The following is a 15,312-nucleotide window of genomic DNA, read 5'->3' on the forward strand; positions in this document are numbered from 1 at the left end:
CTCCGACCGGCCCGCCGCTCACGACCGCGCAACGGGCCCGGACCGGCCCACCGGCTCCGACCGGCCCGCCGCTCACGACTGGTCCACCGGCCACGACCGGCCCACCGGCCACCACCCTTCCGCCGGCCTCGGTAGCCCGGACGGGCCCGGTTCCGCCGCCCTGAGGGAGGCCGAGCTGGAGGTGTTGCTTGCCGCCGCCCTGATTCACGGGGGTATCGACGCCGAGGCCGAGCAGCGGGCCGTCGCCGCCTTTCGGGCTGCCCGTCAGGCCGGTGCCCAGCAGGGACGCACCCGCCGCCGGGACGACTGGCGGCCCCGGGAGCGCCGGCTTCCGGGCCGTTCGCTGAAGGCCACGCTCTCCGTGCTGCTCGCCAGTCTCACGCTGGGCGGTGTCGCCGTGGCGGCGATCGGCTCGGTCGCCACGGACGACTCCGGCGAACGGGCCCGGCCGCCGGCCTCCACCCGCGCCCCCGGCCCCTCCGCCGGCGGCGCCACCGACGCCCCGGCTGCGTCCGGCTCCGCCTCCGCGCGCCCGGACCGCTCCGGCACCGCCCGGGACACCGAGGCGCACTGCCGCGCCTACGAGCGGGTCGGCGGCCGGGGCAAGGCCCTGGACGCCACGGCCTGGCAGCGCCTCATCGATGAGGCGGGCGGTGAGAGGAAGGTCACGGCCTACTGCGCCGAGCAGCTGGCCCGGGCCGAGGAGAAGGCCGACGGCACCGCCGCACCCGGCAAGGGCGAGGGCACGCCCGGCTCAGGCAACGCCAACGGCGGCCCCGCGACCGAGGGCAACGGCCGGGGCGACGAGGGCCGTGGCACGGACGCCCAGGAGGGCGACCCGGACACCGGGGGGAGCGGGTCGGGCGGCAACGGCTCGGGCGCCGGCCGCGACGGTGCGCAGGGCACCGAAGGCAGCGGTTCCTCCGGCGGTCAGGGCAAGCCCGACCAGTCCAACGACCGTCGCCCGTAGTCGAGTTCGGTATCGGGATCCGCAGCGTGTTACCCCGGGGGCCCGTCACGCCGCGCGAGCGACCGTCCGTACGGCCCGGGTGTCCGTCCGCGGCGCAAGAGTGCGCGTCCGCCGCCTCGCGGAGGCCCCTCGCGCGCGCTCGGCACGCCGGTCCGGCCCCGCCATGGCAACGGCCGGGGCCGCCACCCCCCACAGGAGAGGCCCCGGCCGTCGCGCGGCACGGGCCGCGCGGCGGCCCGTACTTCCTACAGCGCCCGGTGTGCGTTTTCTGTCACACCCCTGCGTGTCACGGCTTAGTTGCATCTCGGGGGGACATGGACGGGGAGTGGTTTCAGGTCGTAACGTGCCTTTCGCGCCACACCGGAGGCAGCAAGACCACCGCAACCACCTGCGGGCTTGTGAACCGCAATGATCAACGAGGAACGACGACGGCGAGAACCCGGGCCGCGACAGCGGCACCGGCTCAGGCGCAGAAGGGCACGCGGTGCTGGGGGACGACGCGGAGCTGACCGCCGCGGTGCGTGCGGCACAGGACGGGGATGAAACCGCGTTCCGGACTGTGTACCGCGCCGTGCACCCGCGGCTGCTCGGATACGTACGCACGCTCGTCGGCGACCCCGACGCCGAGGACGTGACGTCCGAGGCGTGGCTGCAGATAGCCCGGGACCTGGAGCGGTTCACCGGCGACGCGGACCGGTTCCGTGGCTGGGCCGCCCGGATCGCCCGCAACCGCGCCCTGGACCACATACGCATGCGCGGCCGGCGGCCCGCCATCGGCGGGGACGAGACGGAACTGACCGGCCGCGCCGCCGAGTCCGACACCGCGGGCGAGGCCATCGAGGCGCTGGCCACCGACGGCACGTTCTCCCTGATCTCCCGGCTCCCGCAGGACCAGGCCGAAGCGGTCGTGCTGCGCGTGGTCGTGGGGCTCGACGCGAAGACCGCAGCGGAGACGCTCGGCAAGCGCCCGGGCGCGGTCCGCACGGCGGCGCACCGGGGCCTGAAGCGGCTCGCGGAGCTGCTGGGCGACAATCCTCAGGCCGATCCGGAATCGGCCGGGGTGCTCGATGCCCTGCCGCCCCAGCGAGAACCGCGTGGCGGTGCGGTGACGTCCGCAGGTGTGACGCACAGCGTTGCGCGGACGCAGAAGGATGTGTGATGGCCGACGAGCAGTACAGGTGGCTGGACCGCGAAACGGCGGAGCGTTTGCTGAGCGGAGAGCCACCGGAGGCTGTCGACGGCGCCCACCGCGGCGAGGCCGAACGGCTCGCCAGGACGCTCGGCGCGCTGTCCGCGCCACCCCCGCCCACCAGCGAGGAACTCCCCGGTGAGGCCGCCGCGGTAGCGGCTTTCCGCAAGGCCCGCGAGGAACGCGCCGACGCCGCGGCCGCCTTCACCGCCCCCCTCGAACCGTCCGCAGCCGAGGCCGCCGATGCCGGGCTGGTCCGGATCGGCGCCGCACGCGGCAGCGGCCGGGGTGGCGTCCGGCGCTCCCGACGCGTCCGTCCCGCCGGTCTGGCGCTGGCCGCCTCGCTGGCCGTGGGCATGGTCGGCGGCGTGGCCGCCGTGGCCGCAACCGGAGTCCTCGGGGCACCGTTCGGCGGCGACGAGTCCGGCGCCGGTGCCTCCGCCTCGGCCACCGTCACCCCGCCCGAGCGCCCCCTGGTCTCGCCCTCGCCCACCGACGGCGGGCAGGGCGGAGCGGCTCCCGGCGACGACGCCCCGAACAGCGCCGCGACGGGCGGTACCGGTGACTCCGGACCGGAGGGAACCCACGAGGACACCGCCGGCGAGCCCGGCGCCGGCGGGGACCGCCCCGAGGGCTCCGAGGAGATCACCGAGGCCTGCCGCGACCTGCGCGCCGGCCGGCGGCTGGACGACGACCGCAGACACGCCCTGCGGGACGCGGCGGGCGGCACCCGCGTGTGGAAGTACTGCAAGGGCGTTCTCGCCCAGGCCGATCCCCGCTCCGGCGGGCGGGACGACGACGGCGAGGGCCGGGGCCACGGCCAGGGCGAGCACCACGACCGGGACCGCGGCCGGGGCCACGGACACGACCGCAAGCAGGACGCCGCCGAGCGCAAGGCGGAGCGCAAGGCCGAGCGGAAGGCCGAGCGGAAGGCCGAGCGCGAGGCCGGGGGCCAGGGCGGCCGGAAGACCGGTCAGGGGGCGAAGGGGGCCGAGGCGAAGGGGGCCGACGCCGAGGGCGACGCGGACCGCGACCGCGCCGCACGCTCCGCACCCCTGCGACCTGCGGTTTCGCACTCCCTGAAAATCCTCTGGCCGAGGGTGTGACGTTTTCGGCCGCCCCGGCGCAGTAATGAGTGAGCCGACTGGTCATCGGCCGTCGCACAGAGCCGGGGTTCCCCCCGTACCTACGGCTCGTGCACCTGAGCGCGGGCGGGACACGTTCCCCCGGTCCCGCCCGCGCCCCACTCCTTCCTCCCCGCTCGTCACCAGGACACGACGACCTTGTCGCCGTTGCGCACCTGCGCGTACAGGCCGGCGATCGCCGCCTCGTCCCGGACGTTGACGCAGCCGTGCGAGGCGCCCGCGTAGCCCCGGGCCGCGAAGTCCGCCGAGAAGTGAACGGCCTGGCCGCCGCTGAAGAACATGGCGTACGGCATGGGGGAGTCGTAGAGCGTGGACACGTGGTCGCGGGACTTCCAGTAGACGGAGAAGACGCCCTCCCGCGTCGGCGTGTACTCCGAGCCGAAGCGGACGGCCATCGTCGACAGGGTGCGTCCGTCGACCATCCAGCGCAGCGTCCTGCTGGTCTTGTCGATGCACAGCACCCGGCCGTCGCGGCAGCGCGGGTCCGGCGGATCGGCCGGCTGGCCGCCCATCAGGTACAGCTCCCAGCGGCCCGGCTCGCGGGTCATCCGCAGCAGCCGCTCCCAGGTGACGGTGTCGGTGCGCCCGGTGCGGGGCAGCCCGCGCTTGCCCTGGAAGCCGCTGACCGCCCGCTCCGTCGCCCCGTCGTACGTCCCGGTCGGCCCGTCGAACAGCCAGGCGACCTGCCGCAGTCGCGCCTGCAGCTCGCGGACGTCCCGGCCCGTGGAGCCGCGCGACCACAGCACGCGGGGCGCGGCCCGGGGCGTGTCGCCGGAGGGCGGGGCGGTGCCCGGCCGGTCCTCGCCACGGCCTGCGGGGGTGCGCGCGGGTGTCGGGGTGCCGTCGGGCAGTTCGATGTGCACCGGCGAGCGGCCCTTCCCGTCGGCGCCTGCCGGGGTCTGCACGGTGCAGCCGGTCAGCGCGACCAGCACGGCGGCCGCTGCCGCCGTCGCTCTCCCCATGCCCGTAGTACGCACACGGCCCCCCCGTCGTCTCACCGGTCCGCCCGGATGTCACCTGAGATGTTCCCCGGGCGTGACCCGCGGCGAACCAGGGGGCATGGTGGTGAGCGAGGTCACAGCTTCCGGGAGGCATCGCACCATGGCGCGTGAGTCGGAGTCGGGACTGCCCATCGAGCCGGTGTACGGGCCGCGGGCCCTGGACGGCTGGGATCCGGCACAGAAGCTGGGGGAACCCGGGAGCTACCCGTACACGCGGGGGGTGTACCCGACGATGTACACGGGCCGGCCGTGGACGATGCGTCAGTACGCCGGTTTCGGCACGGCCGGTGAGTCCAACGCCCGGTACCGGCAGTTGATCGCGCACGGCACGACGGGGTTGTCGGTCGCCTTCGACCTGCCCACGCAGATGGGCCACGATTCCGACGCCCCGCTCGCGCACGGCGAGGTCGGGAAGGTGGGGGTGGCGATCGACTCGGTCGAGGACATGCGGGTGCTGTTCGACGGGATCCCGCTGGAACAGGTCTCGACGTCGATGACGATCAACGCCCCGGCGGCGGTGCTGCTCCTGCTGTACCAGCTGGTCGCGGAGGAGCAGGGCGCCAGGCCCGAGCGGCTGACGGGCACCATCCAGAACGACGTGCTGAAGGAGTACATCGCCCGCGGCACCTACATCTTCCCGCCCAAGCCGTCGCTGCGGCTGACCGCGGACATCTTCCGGTACTGCGGGGAGCGGCTGCCGCGGTGGAACACGATCTCCATCTCGGGTTACCACATGGCCGAGGCGGGTGCCTCGCCCGCACAGGAGATCGCCTTCACGCTGGCCGACGGCATCGAGTACGTGCGCACGGCGGTGGCGGCGGGGATGGACGTGGACGACTTCGCGCCACGGCTGTCGTTCTTCTTCGTCGCGCGCACCACGTTGCTGGAGGAGGTGGCCAAGTTCCGTGCGGCGCGCCGGATCTGGGCGCGGGTGATGCGGGAGGAGTTCGGCGCGCGCGACCCCAGGTCGCAGATGCTGCGCTTCCACACCCAGACCGCCGGGGTGCAGCTGACGGCCCAGCAGCCGGAGGTGAACCTGGTCCGGGTCTCCGTCCAGGCGCTGGCGGCGGTGCTGGGCGGCACGCAGTCGCTGCACACCAACTCCTTCGACGAGGCCATCGCCCTGCCCACCGACACCTCCGCCCGCCTGGCCCTGCGCACCCAGCAGGTCCTGGCGCACGAGACGGACGTCACGGCCACCGTCGATCCCTTCGCGGGCTCGTACGCGGTGGAACGGATGACCGACGACGTGGAGGAGGCGGCCGTCGGTCTGATGGACCGGGTGGCGGAGCTGGGCGGGGCGGTCGAGGCCATCGAACGCGGCTTCCAGAAGGGCGAGATCGAGCGCAATGCCTACCGCATCGCCCAGGAGACCGACTCCGGCGAGCGGGTCGTGGTCGGGGTCAACCGCTTCCGGCTCGACGAGGAGGAGCCCTACGAGCCGCTGCGGGTCGACCCGGCCATCGAGGCCCGGCAGGTCGAACGCCTGGCCGCCCTGCGCGCGCGGCGCGACCAGCCGGCCGTCGACAGCGCCCTCACCGCCCTGAAGAAGGCCGCCGAGGGCGACGACAACGTGCTGTATCCGATGCGGGAGGCGCTGAGGGCCCGGGCGACGGTGGGCGAGGTCTGCGGCGCCCTGCGTGAGGTGTGGGGGGCGTACGTCCCGTCGGACGCCTTCTGACCGCCCGGAAGCCGGGGAGGCCCAGGTCCGGACGCCGAGCCTCCGTGCGACACTCCCTTCCATGTTCGGTGTCATCGATCTGCCCACCTACCTGGCGGGCCTCGTGCTGATCATCCTGCTGCCCGGTCCCAACTCGCTGTACGTGCTGTCCGTGGCCGCCCGTCGCGGCGTACGCGCCGGGTACACCGCCGCCACGGGCGTGTGGTGCGGGGACACGGTGCTCATGACGCTGTCCGCGGCCGGGGTGGCCTCGCTGCTGCAGGCGAACGCCGTGCTGTTCGCCATCGTCAAGTACGCGGGGGCCGGGTATCTGACCTGGCTGGCGATCGGCATGCTGCGGGCCGCCTGGGGCATGTGGCGGACCCGCGGGGAGCGCACCGCCCAGGGCGAGGCCACCGCGCCCGCCGAGGAGCGGCCGTTCCGGCGGGCCTTCGTCGTCAGCCTGTTCAACCCGAAGGCGATCCTGTTCTTCGTCGCCTTCTTCGTGCAGTTCGTGGACCCGGGGTACGCCTACCCGGCCCTGTCCTTCGTCGTCCTCGGCGTCCTCGCGCAGCTCGCGAGCGTGCTGTACCTCAGCGCGCTGATCTTCGGCGGCACCCGGCTGGCCGCGGCCTTCCGCCGCCGCAGGCGCCTGTCGGCCGGGGCGACGTCGGCGGCGGGCGCGCTGTTCCTGGGCTTCGCGGTGAAGCTGTCGCTGACGAGCTCCTGAACCCGCGCCGGCCTCGTCAGCCCAGGCCGGAGAGGCCGGAGAGCCCTGAGACGGAGACGCCGGAGAGGCCGAAGCGGGCCAGATGGGCGGGGAGTCCGGCCGCCGTGTCGCCGGCCCAGCCGAGGTAGCCGTCGGGGCGCACGAGATACAGGCCCGGCGCGTACGGGCCGGGCGCGGGGCCCCGTACGACGCGGATCCGCGCGCCGGGGTCCGGGACGGCCGGTGCCCCGTCCCCCAGGGCGAGCAGCGTCCAGTGCGGGCCGCGGAAGGCGTCGAAGAGCCGGACGCCCGCCACCGTCCCGTCGGGTGCGCGGTCGCCCGCGCGCAGCGGGCCCGGGGCGGTCCGGGTCTCCCGGGTGAGCGAGGACTGCCGGTAGCCGAGGCCGAGTTGGCGGGTCGCGTCGCCGCGCCGGGTCTCGCCGCGGTGCACGCGCGTGGACAGCCCGAGCATCTCCGCGGCGACGGGCCGGCGCTCCTCCTCGTAGGAGTCGAGCAGGTCCGCCGCCGCGCCGTCGCGCAGGACCGCGCCCAGTTTCCAGCCCAGGTTGTAGGCGTCCTGGACGCTGGTGTTGAGGCCCTGGCCGCCGGCCGGGGAGTGCACGTGGGCCGCGTCGCCGGTGAGGAACACCCGCCCGGAGCGGAAGCGGTCCGCGAGGGCGGCCCGGGGGCGGAAGTCCGAGGCCCAGCGCAGTTCCGTCACGGCCTCCGGCGCGAGATGCGTACGGGCGGCGACGACCTCGCGGACGCCCTCCAGGGAGAGGTCCGGGGCCGTCCCGTCCGGGAAGTGCGCCATCAGCTGGAAGTCCTCGGTGCCGGCCAGCGGGCAGAGCGCGAGGAAGCCGTGCCGGCCGGGCGGGAAGAGGTGCCAGTTCTCCCGGTCCAGGCCGCTGACGCGGACGTCCGCCACCAGCGTCGGGTTCGGGTCGACGGTCTCGCCCGTCATGCCGATGCCCAGCAGCCGGCGCACCGTCGAGCGGCCGCCGTCCGCGGCGACGAGGTAGCGGGCGGTGACCGCCCCGCCGGAGGCGAACTCCGCGCGCACCCCCTCGGCGTCCTGAGTCAGACATGCGGCCTCCCGGCCGAAGGCCACCCGCCCGCCCAGCTCCTCCAGCCGCGCCCGCAGGATCTCCTGCGTGCGCCACTGCGGCACCATCCACGGCTCGTTGTACGGGGCGTCCTCGCTCGGCTCGGCCGGGTCGAACATCCGGTGCTCACCCGCGCGCCTGCCGTCCTGCCAGACCATCCCCACCGGGTAGGTTCCGCCCGCCGCGCGGACGGCGCCCAGCACGCCCAGGTCGTCGAAGACCTCCATGGTGCGCGGCTGCAGCCCCTTGCCCCGGGAGCCGGGGAACAGCTTCTCCGCCCGCTCCACGACCAGCGCGGGCACGCCCCGCCGGGCGAGATCGATGCCGAGCACCAGCCCGGCCGGGCCCGCGCCCACCACCAGCACGTCCGTGTCCATACGCCCACCACTCCTTAACGCTGTTAAGTGCTGCTGTGTCCCGAGCGTGGCCTTAACGGTGTTAAGTTGTCAAGCGTGACGACGGAACGACGCGCGCCCCTGGACCGCCGCCGGGTCGCGGACACCGCGCTGCGGCTGCTGAACGAGGTGGGCCTGGACGGCCTGACCCTGCGCGCCATCGCCCGGGAACTGGACGTGAAGGCGCCCGCCCTCTACTGGCACTTCAAGGACAAGCAGGCGCTGCTCGACGAGATGGCGACGGAGATGTACCGCCGGATGGTCGCCGGGAGCTCGCTCGACCCCGCCGACACGTGGCGGGAGCGGCTGCTGAAGGCGAACCGGGGACTGCGCACGGCGCTGCTCGGCTACCGCGACGGCGCGAAGGTCTTCAGCGGCTCACGCTTCACCGGCATCGAGCACGCCGCGCAGATGGAGGACAACCTGCGCCTGTTCACGGCCGCCGGCCTCACGCTCGCGCAGGCCGCCCGGGCGCTCAACACGACCTACCTGTACACGCTCGGCTTCGTCACCGAGGAGCAGGGCGTCCATCCCCTGCCCGGGGAGCGCCGTGAGGGCTACGACATGGACGAACGCGCCCGCCTGATGGCCGACTTCCCGCTGTCGGCCCGGGCGGGCGCGGAGATCTTCGAGGACTACGGCCGGCACTACGAGGAGGGGCTGGCCCTCGTGATCGAGGGGATCGCGGCACGCTACGGCCTCTCATGACACCCGGCGCCCCACGACACCCGGCGCCCCACGACACCCGGCGCCCAGGACACCCGGCGCCCAGGACACCCGGCGCCCGGGACACCCGGCGCCCGGGACACCCGGCGCCCGGGACACCCGGCGCCCGGGACACCCGGCGCCCGGGACACCCGGCGCCCGGGACACCCGGCGCCCCACGGCACCCCGGCGCCCCACGGCACCCCGGCGCCCCACGGCACCCCGGCGCCCCACGGCACCCGGTGTCTCAGGCCCTGCTCGCGCGCGCCCGCCGTACGGCCCGGGTGAGGACCGGCGGCAGCAGGTCCCTGGCGAGCCGGCGGGCCCGGGACGGGGCGGGCCGGGCCGGGCGCGCGGCACGGGGCCCGGCGGTCTCGGCCGGGGCCGGCGCGGGGACCGGGGCCACGTAGTGCCGGGAGGCCGGGAAGGGCGGCGGCTTCATGCCCCGGGAGCGGGTGCGGATCAGCCGGTGCCCGGCCGCCTCCTGCACGCTCAGCCCGACGTCCGTCCGCTGCCGCAGCATCTCCAGCAGATCCTCCTGGAGCGGCTCGGGATCGCCCCAGGTGCCGTACAGCTTCTGCGTGCTGAGGCAGACCGGCCGCAGACCGCGGTTGAGGACGGCCTCCCAGGCGGCGACCGAGACGCCCGGCGTGTGCTCCGAGCGGAAGTCGTCGAGGACCACGATGCCGTCGGGGAGCAGGATGTCGTGGGCCGCGCCGATGTCGCCGTGCACGTGCTCGTACAGGTGCGAGGCGTCGATGTGGACGAAGCGGCAGGTGCCCGGGGCCACCTTCTCGGCCACCACCGAGCTGGGCGCGGCGATCACCGTCGGCAGGGTGTCGTGGAAGGAGAGGTAGTTCCGCTCGAAGGCCTGCCGGGTCAGCGAGGAGTACGACTTCGCCGCCTCCGCCTGGTTGGCGCCGTCCGGCGCCTCGCCCTCGAACAGGTCGCAGACCGTGAACGTCTCGCCGGGCCGCAGGTGACGGCCGAGCAGGATCGCGCTCTTGCCCATGTAGACGCCCAGTTCCAGCAGGTCGCCGTGGGTTCCCTGCTTGTGCTGCCGCTCCAGGAACCAGGTGAAGAGCATCTGGTCCAGTGGCGGGAACCAGCCCGGGACGTCCGCCAGTTCGCCGGGGTGCTTGTCGGTCACGTGTGGGTGGGTCATGAGACGAGCCTTCTCTGTGAGCGTTGCCCGAACCGACGGGTGGTTGAACGGCCCGTGAACAGCTCAGCCGGCCTTGGCCAGCAGCTCCCGCAGCCGTGGTGTCAGCGGCTTCTCCACATACTTGTGCAGCACCCACGCCAGCAGCAGCATTGACGCCACCGTCAGCGGGAAAGTCGCCGCCGACGGCAGCCCCAGACCGCGGTGCAGGGCGTGGATCGCCACCCAGCCCAGATGCTCGTGGACCAGGTAGAACGGGTAGGTCAGCGCCCCCGCCACCGTCAGCCAGCGCCAGTTCGCCCGGTGCAGCAGGCCCAGCGCGATCGCCGCGACCGCCACGAAGCCGAAGGTGACGACGAGCATGATGCCGAGCGAGGAGCGGTACGAGAAGCCGCCCGCGTCGGCCGCGTGCCACAGGTCCTGCACCGCGTAGTGCTGCCCGAGCAGCCAGCTGACGGCGACGATGCCCCAGCCGTGGACGTCCCGCCGGTCGAGGTGGACGAGGTAGAGGCCGACACCGCCGATGAAGAAGGGGGCGTACTCCGGCATCAGGACGATGTCGAGCAGCGGCATCTGCGCGTTGTCGGCGATCACCGCGGCCAGCGTCCAGAGCGCGCAGAACATCACGACCCGGCGCCGGGTGGCCCCGGGCAGCACGACGCACAGTGCGAACAGGGCGTAGAAGCGGACCTCCGCCCACAGCGTCCAGCACACCCCGAGCACCCGGTCCGCGCCGAGCGGCATCTGCAGCATGGTGAGGTTGACCAGCGCGTCACTCGGCGAGACCGCCTGGTAGGCGACCACCGGCAGGGCGAAGACGGCCGTGACGAGCACGACCGCCACCCAGTAGGCGGGCAGCAGCCGGGAGGCGCGGGAGGCGAAGAACGACTTCAGCGGCCGGCCCCAGCCGCTCATGCAGATCACGAATCCGCTGATCACGAAGAACACCTGCACACCGAGGCAGCCGTAGGCGAACCACTCGTGCAGCGTGGGGAACTGCAGCTTCGGCGAGGAGCCCCACGCCTCGGCGACATCGCCGTCGCGCCCGCCGTAGTGGTACGCCGCGACCATCAGGGCGGCCACCAGCCGCAGGCCGTCGAGGGCGCGCAGCCGGCCCGCGGACTTCTTCTCCCGGCGCCGTGGGACGGTCGCGGCGCCCGGGGACTCGACCGGCACGGCGCGGCCGGGCCGGGGCTTACGGGTGCTGACGACCGTCTCGGTCACGCTCAAAACCTCTGTGTGGCTCGTATGTCCTTTACCTGAGCCGCCTGTGGGCGGGCAGGGCGCCTGTCACCCTAGGACGGGAGTTGACGGAATCTTGTTCGATGGCGACAGGCTTCGCCTGCCGGTTTCCATGGGTTCATCTGGATGTCGCCGTCACCGGCTTTCGGGCACACCTTCTTCAGCGGCGCACCGCCTTGTTGCGCAGCGCCCGCGCCCGCCGTACCACCCGGCGCGCCGTGGAATTGCGGGGCAGGAACGCCAGCCGCTGCGGAATTCCCCCGGGCAGTCCGAGCGAGGTGAGGCGGCGCTTCTTGAAGTAGCGCCGGGTGCGCGGGCCGAGATGCCGGGCCAGGAACTGCTCGGCCTGTTCCCGCAGCTCCGGGTAGATCTGCGGCTGCATGGTGAATCCGACGGCGGTGAGCAGGCCGGGCAGGCGCTCGGCCGGCAGGACGTCGCCCTCCGTGCCGCCGTCCAGGCCGGGCAGCAGGGCGTCCGCCAGCGTGGTCGGGACGCGGTTGCTGTTCTGGTAGGGCGTCAGCCGCTCCAGCAGCAGCTCGGTGCCGATGCGGGCGACCGGCAGGTCGTAGAAGGCCGACGCCGTGAACAGGGCGGTGGAGAAGCAGCCGACGACCAGGGCGGGCCGGGCGCGGTCGAAGAGGACCTCGGCGAGGACGGGCGTGTCCAGCACGGTGAGGTCGACGCCGAGCTTCTCGGCCTCGGTCTCCAGGGCGCGGCTGTAGCGGGCCGGGGCGGTCGGGTGGGGCTTGAAGACGACCGTGCGGTGGCCGCGGGCGACGGCGCCCCGCATCATCCGCACGTGCAGGTCCTCCTCCTCCTCGGGGGAGAGGATGTTCAGCGCCGACAGGTACTGGCCGAGCAGCAGCGCCGAGCCGGCGGGCAGGGCGGGCAGTTCGGGCACGGTCTCGGTGACCTCGCCCAGCACCTTCAGGAACGCGGGCGTCGGCACCAGGTGCGCCGGCACGCCGAACTCGGTCAGCAGCATGGGCGTGAGGCCCGGCACCAGGTCCAGGTGGAGCAGCCGCCGCACGCGGGTGCCGACCAGCGGGTCGAGCTTGTTGCGCGTGGGGCCGTAGCTCATCAGGCCGTCGGCGTAGACGTCGACGGGGGCGTCGGTGAACAGCTGGGCCACCGTGAGCGCGGGCGCCACCTGGATCGACTCCAGGACCAGGCTGACGTGGTCGTCGCCGAGCCCCCACAGCATCCGCAGGTAGCGCTCGAAGAGCGGGATGTCGTCGGCGCGCGGGGTCCACGCCCCGGGGTGGAAGGGGCGGATGGCCTCGTTCCAGGACAGCACGTCGTCGAAGTGCTCGCGCAGCGGCGCGAAGCCCGGCATCTCGTCGAGGGCCGGGGTGGTCTCCGGCGTCGCGGAGTTGTTGAACACCAGCAGCACCCGGCGGTCCGGCTCCTCGAAGAGGTCGGAGTCGATCGCGGCGGCCAGGGTGGCGACGCCGTACAGCGTCGAGGCGCAGAAGATCTGAGTGGTCCCGGGCATCAGGCGGCCGCTCCCGTCGTGGTCACCCGGCGGCGCAGCCGCCGCAGCTTGGACGCGCGGTCCATGTCCATGGCCTCCAGGGCGTCGGCGAGCGCGTCCTGCGGCATCCGCTTGATGGCCGCCGCGCTCATCGACCGCAGCTGCCTGGCCACGGCCGGTTCGAACCTGTCCTCGTTGGAGAGGTGGTGGGCGATGATCGCGCAGTAGGTGCGCACCGCCTTGGGCAGCAGCCGGTCCGCCTCCCGGTCCGCGGCCGTCTCCTCGATCACCTGGTCGAAGGCGCGGATGAAGTCGAGCTGGCGGACATCGCCGATCTGCGTCAGGGACGAGGCCACCCCGCGCCGGTAGAAGACGCCCAGCAGGCTGACCACGGCGAACGACTCCGCCTCCCGGTGCAGTTTCCAGATCCACGGCCGGTCCTCGGCCGTGCGCAGCCCGTCGGTGAAGTGGAGCAGGCCCTTGTCGACGAGACGGCGGTGGTAGGCGCCGGCCCAGGCGTAGGCGTAGTCCACCGACGTGGAGCGGTGGGCCGGGAGGATCGCCTCGCGCGGGTCGAACGCCTCCCAGCGGCGGCCGACCGGGACCCGGTGCACCGAGCGGGCCCGGGCGGTGGCCTGCACATGGTCGGTGCGCACGAAGTCGCATCCCAACCGGTCGATGGCGGACACCAGTTCGGTGAGGTAGCCGGGGGCCAGCCAGTCGTCACCGTCCAGGAACGTCAGGTACTCGCCCTGCGCCGCGTCCAGGCCGGTGTTGCGGGCGGTGGCGAGGCCGCCGTTCTTCTCGTGTCGGATGTAACGCACCCGCGCGACATCCGAAAGCTCCTCGGCCGCCCGTTCGAGAATGGCCGGGGTTTCATCCTTCGAATGGTCGTCGACCAGGATGAACTCGAAATCGCGGTCGGCGTTCAGCCGAAGGCTTCTGAGGGTGTCCGGGGCATATTGCTGCACGTTGTAGAACGGCACGATCACGGAAAGCTTAGGCACCCGCAAAACGTTAGGAGGCCGGCCGGCAGCGGAACTTTCCGGTGAACGTACACCGGGTGAACTCCATGTGTCAGAACGGTGCACCCCGTGTACTTCCCGCTTTCCAGCAGGCCAGTTCGGCTCTCGGTGGGGTGTTGTTAACTTTTCGTTGAGTCCCGGTTCCGCCATACCTAGGATTCGCTTCCTAGCGTCATCGACGTGCCAGCAAGTACACCGAAGCGCCCGCGCATCGCGGTCCTCGCGGACTCCGACACCCGATGGAAATGGGGTGCGCTGACCGCGCACCGCATCGCCCCGGGACCGTCCATGGAAACCGGAGCGCGCGAGGACGCGCAAGTCGGCCCCGTCCTCGACGGATTCCTGCTGCGCGGCCGGGCCACGCCCACCCCGCGCCAGCTCCGGGAAGTGGGCGTGCGCGCCGACTCGCTGCGGGAGGTCACCGCGGTCGAGTTCCTGCGCGCCATGACCGAGGAGTCCTACGACGTCCTCGTGCTGTCCCTGGTGGGCGGCGGTGTGCAGGCCATGCTGCACGGCCTCAGGCGGGCCTGGGAGGGCCGCACTTCACGGCCCGTCGTCGTCACCGGCTACGTCGGCGTCGTCTACGAGAAGCTCGCCGACGGCCTGCTGCTGCGGCACGGCGCGGACCTCGTCCTCGCCAACTCCCGCCAGGACGCGGACCGTTTCCGGGCCGTGTACGAAGGCGTGGGCGCCGACGCCGCGTCGGTGACGGAGGTGGCCCTGCCGTTCCTCGGCGGCGCGCCCTACGAAGGCGAACGCGACCGGTACACGGTGGTGTTCGCCGCCCAGCCCTCGGTCCCCGAGAGCCGCAAGGACCGTACGTACCTGCTGAACCGGCTGGTGCAGCACGCCCGCCGGCACCCCGAGCGCGAGGTGCTGCTGAAGCTGCGCTCCAAGCCGGGCGAGCACACCACCCACATCGAGGAACTGCCGTACCAGAAGCTGGTGCAGCGCCTCGATCCGCCGGCCAACTTCCGGCTGGTCTACGGCAACATGGGCGAGGTCCTGGACCGGACCGACCTGCTGGTCACGGTCAGCTCCACGGCCGCCCTGGAGTCGCTGCACCGCCGCATCCCCACGGTCGTGCTGACCGACCTGGGCGTGCGCGAGTCCCTCGGCAACCACCACTTCGTGGGCTCCGGGTGCCTCGCCTCCTGGGACCAGCTCGACGCCGGGCACCGGCCCGTCCCCGACGAGGAGTGGGTCTCCCGGCAGGGCGTCGTCGCGGACGGCTCCTACGACTCCGCCTTCGACGCGGCCCGGGGGCGCATCGCCGAGCTGCTCGGCCGGCCCGGCGGCCTGCCCCCGCTGACCCCGTACTACACCCCCGTCACCGCGCCCGGCTACCTGCCCGGGATCCTCGCCCGCCACCACCTCGGCCCGGACGGCACGCCCCTGCCCGGTGCGCCCGCCGCCGACAAGGAGCCCGGACCGGTCCGGCAGATCGTGCGCCGGGCGGCGCGCGGCGCCTACCGGCACGGCGTGCAGCGCGTGGCGCCCGTCATCCGGCGGATGGGGGAGCTGTGAGC

13 protein-coding genes are annotated in these 15,312 nt (G+C 73.5%); 7 read left to right on the top strand and 6 right to left on the bottom strand.

Features of this window, described 5'->3' with window-relative positions; genetic code table 11:
- The 3 genes from CHR28_RS19510 to CHR28_RS37500 all read left to right on the top strand — a co-directional run.
- Positions 1-970: hypothetical protein (locus tag CHR28_RS19510; RefSeq protein ID WP_179272493.1), on the top strand; the 970-nt coding region annotated here is incomplete at its 5' end.
- A 484-nt stretch (positions 971-1,454) separates the two neighbouring features.
- Positions 1,455-2,129, top strand: a complete 675-nt coding sequence (locus CHR28_RS19515; protein WP_031119846.1) for an RNA polymerase sigma factor — start codon at positions 1,455-1,457, stop codon at positions 2,127-2,129.
- Entirely contained in the window at positions 2,129-3,265 is a 1,137-nt protein-coding gene (locus CHR28_RS37500; RefSeq protein ID WP_094054937.1) for a hypothetical protein, read from the top strand. The genes CHR28_RS19515 and CHR28_RS37500 overlap by 1 nt, the downstream gene beginning before the upstream one ends.
- 158 nt (positions 3,266-3,423) lie before the next feature.
- On the opposite strand, the gene CHR28_RS19525 is transcribed toward CHR28_RS37500, so the two are convergent.
- Positions 3,424-4,266, bottom strand: coding sequence for a L,D-transpeptidase family protein (locus CHR28_RS19525; RefSeq protein WP_094054938.1), 843 nt, complete (start codon positions 4,264-4,266; stop codon positions 3,424-3,426).
- A gap of 139 nt (positions 4,267-4,405) precedes the next feature.
- On the opposite strand from CHR28_RS19525, the gene CHR28_RS19530 reads away from it, so the two are divergent.
- Entirely contained in the window at positions 4,406-5,986 is a 1,581-nt protein-coding gene (locus CHR28_RS19530) for an acyl-CoA mutase large subunit family protein (protein ID WP_094054939.1), read from the top strand.
- Positions 5,987-6,047: 61 nt separating this feature from the next.
- A complete protein-coding gene (gene leuE, locus CHR28_RS19535; protein WP_094054940.1) occupies positions 6,048-6,695 on the top strand; it encodes a leucine efflux protein LeuE in 648 nt (215 codons plus the stop codon).
- Between the two features lie 16 nt (positions 6,696-6,711).
- On the opposite strand, the gene CHR28_RS19540 is transcribed toward leuE, so the two are convergent.
- Entirely contained in the window at positions 6,712-8,157 is a 1,446-nt protein-coding gene (locus CHR28_RS19540) for an FAD-dependent oxidoreductase (RefSeq protein ID WP_094054941.1), read from the bottom strand.
- 75 nt (positions 8,158-8,232) lie between these two features.
- On the opposite strand from CHR28_RS19540, the gene CHR28_RS19545 reads away from it, so the two are divergent.
- The gene (locus CHR28_RS19545) at positions 8,233-8,883 is read left to right on the top strand and encodes a TetR/AcrR family transcriptional regulator (RefSeq protein ID WP_094054942.1); all 651 of its coding nucleotides are present in this window, start codon (positions 8,233-8,235) and stop codon (positions 8,881-8,883) included.
- 244 nt (positions 8,884-9,127) lie between these two features.
- On the opposite strand, the gene CHR28_RS19550 is transcribed toward CHR28_RS19545, so the two are convergent.
- From CHR28_RS19550 to CHR28_RS19565, 4 genes are all read right to left on the bottom strand, one after another.
- Positions 9,128-10,045 carry a class I SAM-dependent methyltransferase gene (locus CHR28_RS19550; protein ID WP_094054943.1) on the bottom strand — a complete coding sequence of 306 codons (918 nt, stop codon included), beginning with the start codon at positions 10,043-10,045 and terminating at the stop codon, positions 9,128-9,130.
- Positions 10,046-10,108: 63 nt separating this feature from the next.
- Positions 10,109-11,266: an acyltransferase family protein gene (locus CHR28_RS19555; RefSeq protein WP_094054944.1), complete on the bottom strand. Its 1,158-nt coding sequence runs from the start codon at positions 11,264-11,266 to the stop codon at positions 10,109-10,111.
- A gap of 178 nt (positions 11,267-11,444) precedes the next feature.
- Positions 11,445-12,779, bottom strand: a complete 1,335-nt coding sequence (locus tag CHR28_RS19560; RefSeq protein ID WP_094054945.1) for an alpha-2,8-polysialyltransferase family protein — start codon at positions 12,777-12,779, stop codon at positions 11,445-11,447.
- Complete coding sequence (locus tag CHR28_RS19565; protein WP_094055101.1) at positions 12,779-13,765, bottom strand: glycosyltransferase family 2 protein; 987 nt, start codon at positions 13,763-13,765, stop codon at positions 12,779-12,781. The genes CHR28_RS19560 and CHR28_RS19565 overlap by 1 nt, the downstream gene beginning before the upstream one ends.
- A gap of 198 nt (positions 13,766-13,963) precedes the next feature.
- On the opposite strand from CHR28_RS19565, the gene CHR28_RS19570 reads away from it, so the two are divergent.
- On the top strand, positions 13,964-15,310 hold the full coding sequence (locus tag CHR28_RS19570; RefSeq protein WP_094054946.1) for a DUF6716 putative glycosyltransferase: 1,347 nt from the start codon (positions 13,964-13,966) through the stop codon (positions 15,308-15,310).
- Positions 15,311-15,312: the final 2 nt, after the last annotated feature.

It is taken from the genome of Streptomyces sp. XY006 (genome assembly GCF_002237655.1).
GTDB lineage: Bacteria > Actinomycetota > Actinomycetes > Streptomycetales > Streptomycetaceae > Streptomyces > Streptomyces levis.

What these genes read in the sequence shown, in the direction of transcription:
- CHR28_RS37500 (WP_094054937.1), top strand. Translation starts at nt 2,129, where the DNA reads ATGGCCGACGAGCAGTACAGGTGGCTGGACCGCGAAACGGCGGAGCGT.
- CHR28_RS19525 (WP_094054938.1), bottom strand. Translation starts at nt 4,266, where the DNA reads ATGGGGAGAGCGACGGCGGCAGCGGCCGCCGTGCTGGTCGCGCTGACC.
- CHR28_RS19530 (WP_094054939.1), top strand. Translation starts at nt 4,406, where the DNA reads ATGGCGCGTGAGTCGGAGTCGGGACTGCCCATCGAGCCGGTGTACGGG.
- leuE (WP_094054940.1), top strand. Translation starts at nt 6,048, where the DNA reads ATGTTCGGTGTCATCGATCTGCCCACCTACCTGGCGGGCCTCGTGCTG.
- CHR28_RS19540 (WP_094054941.1), bottom strand. Translation starts at nt 8,157, where the DNA reads ATGGACACGGACGTGCTGGTGGTGGGCGCGGGCCCGGCCGGGCTGGTG.
- CHR28_RS19550 (WP_094054943.1), bottom strand. Translation starts at nt 10,045, where the DNA reads ATGACCCACCCACACGTGACCGACAAGCACCCCGGCGAACTGGCGGAC.
- CHR28_RS19560 (WP_094054945.1), bottom strand. Translation starts at nt 12,779, where the DNA reads ATGCCCGGGACCACTCAGATCTTCTGCGCCTCGACGCTGTACGGCGTC.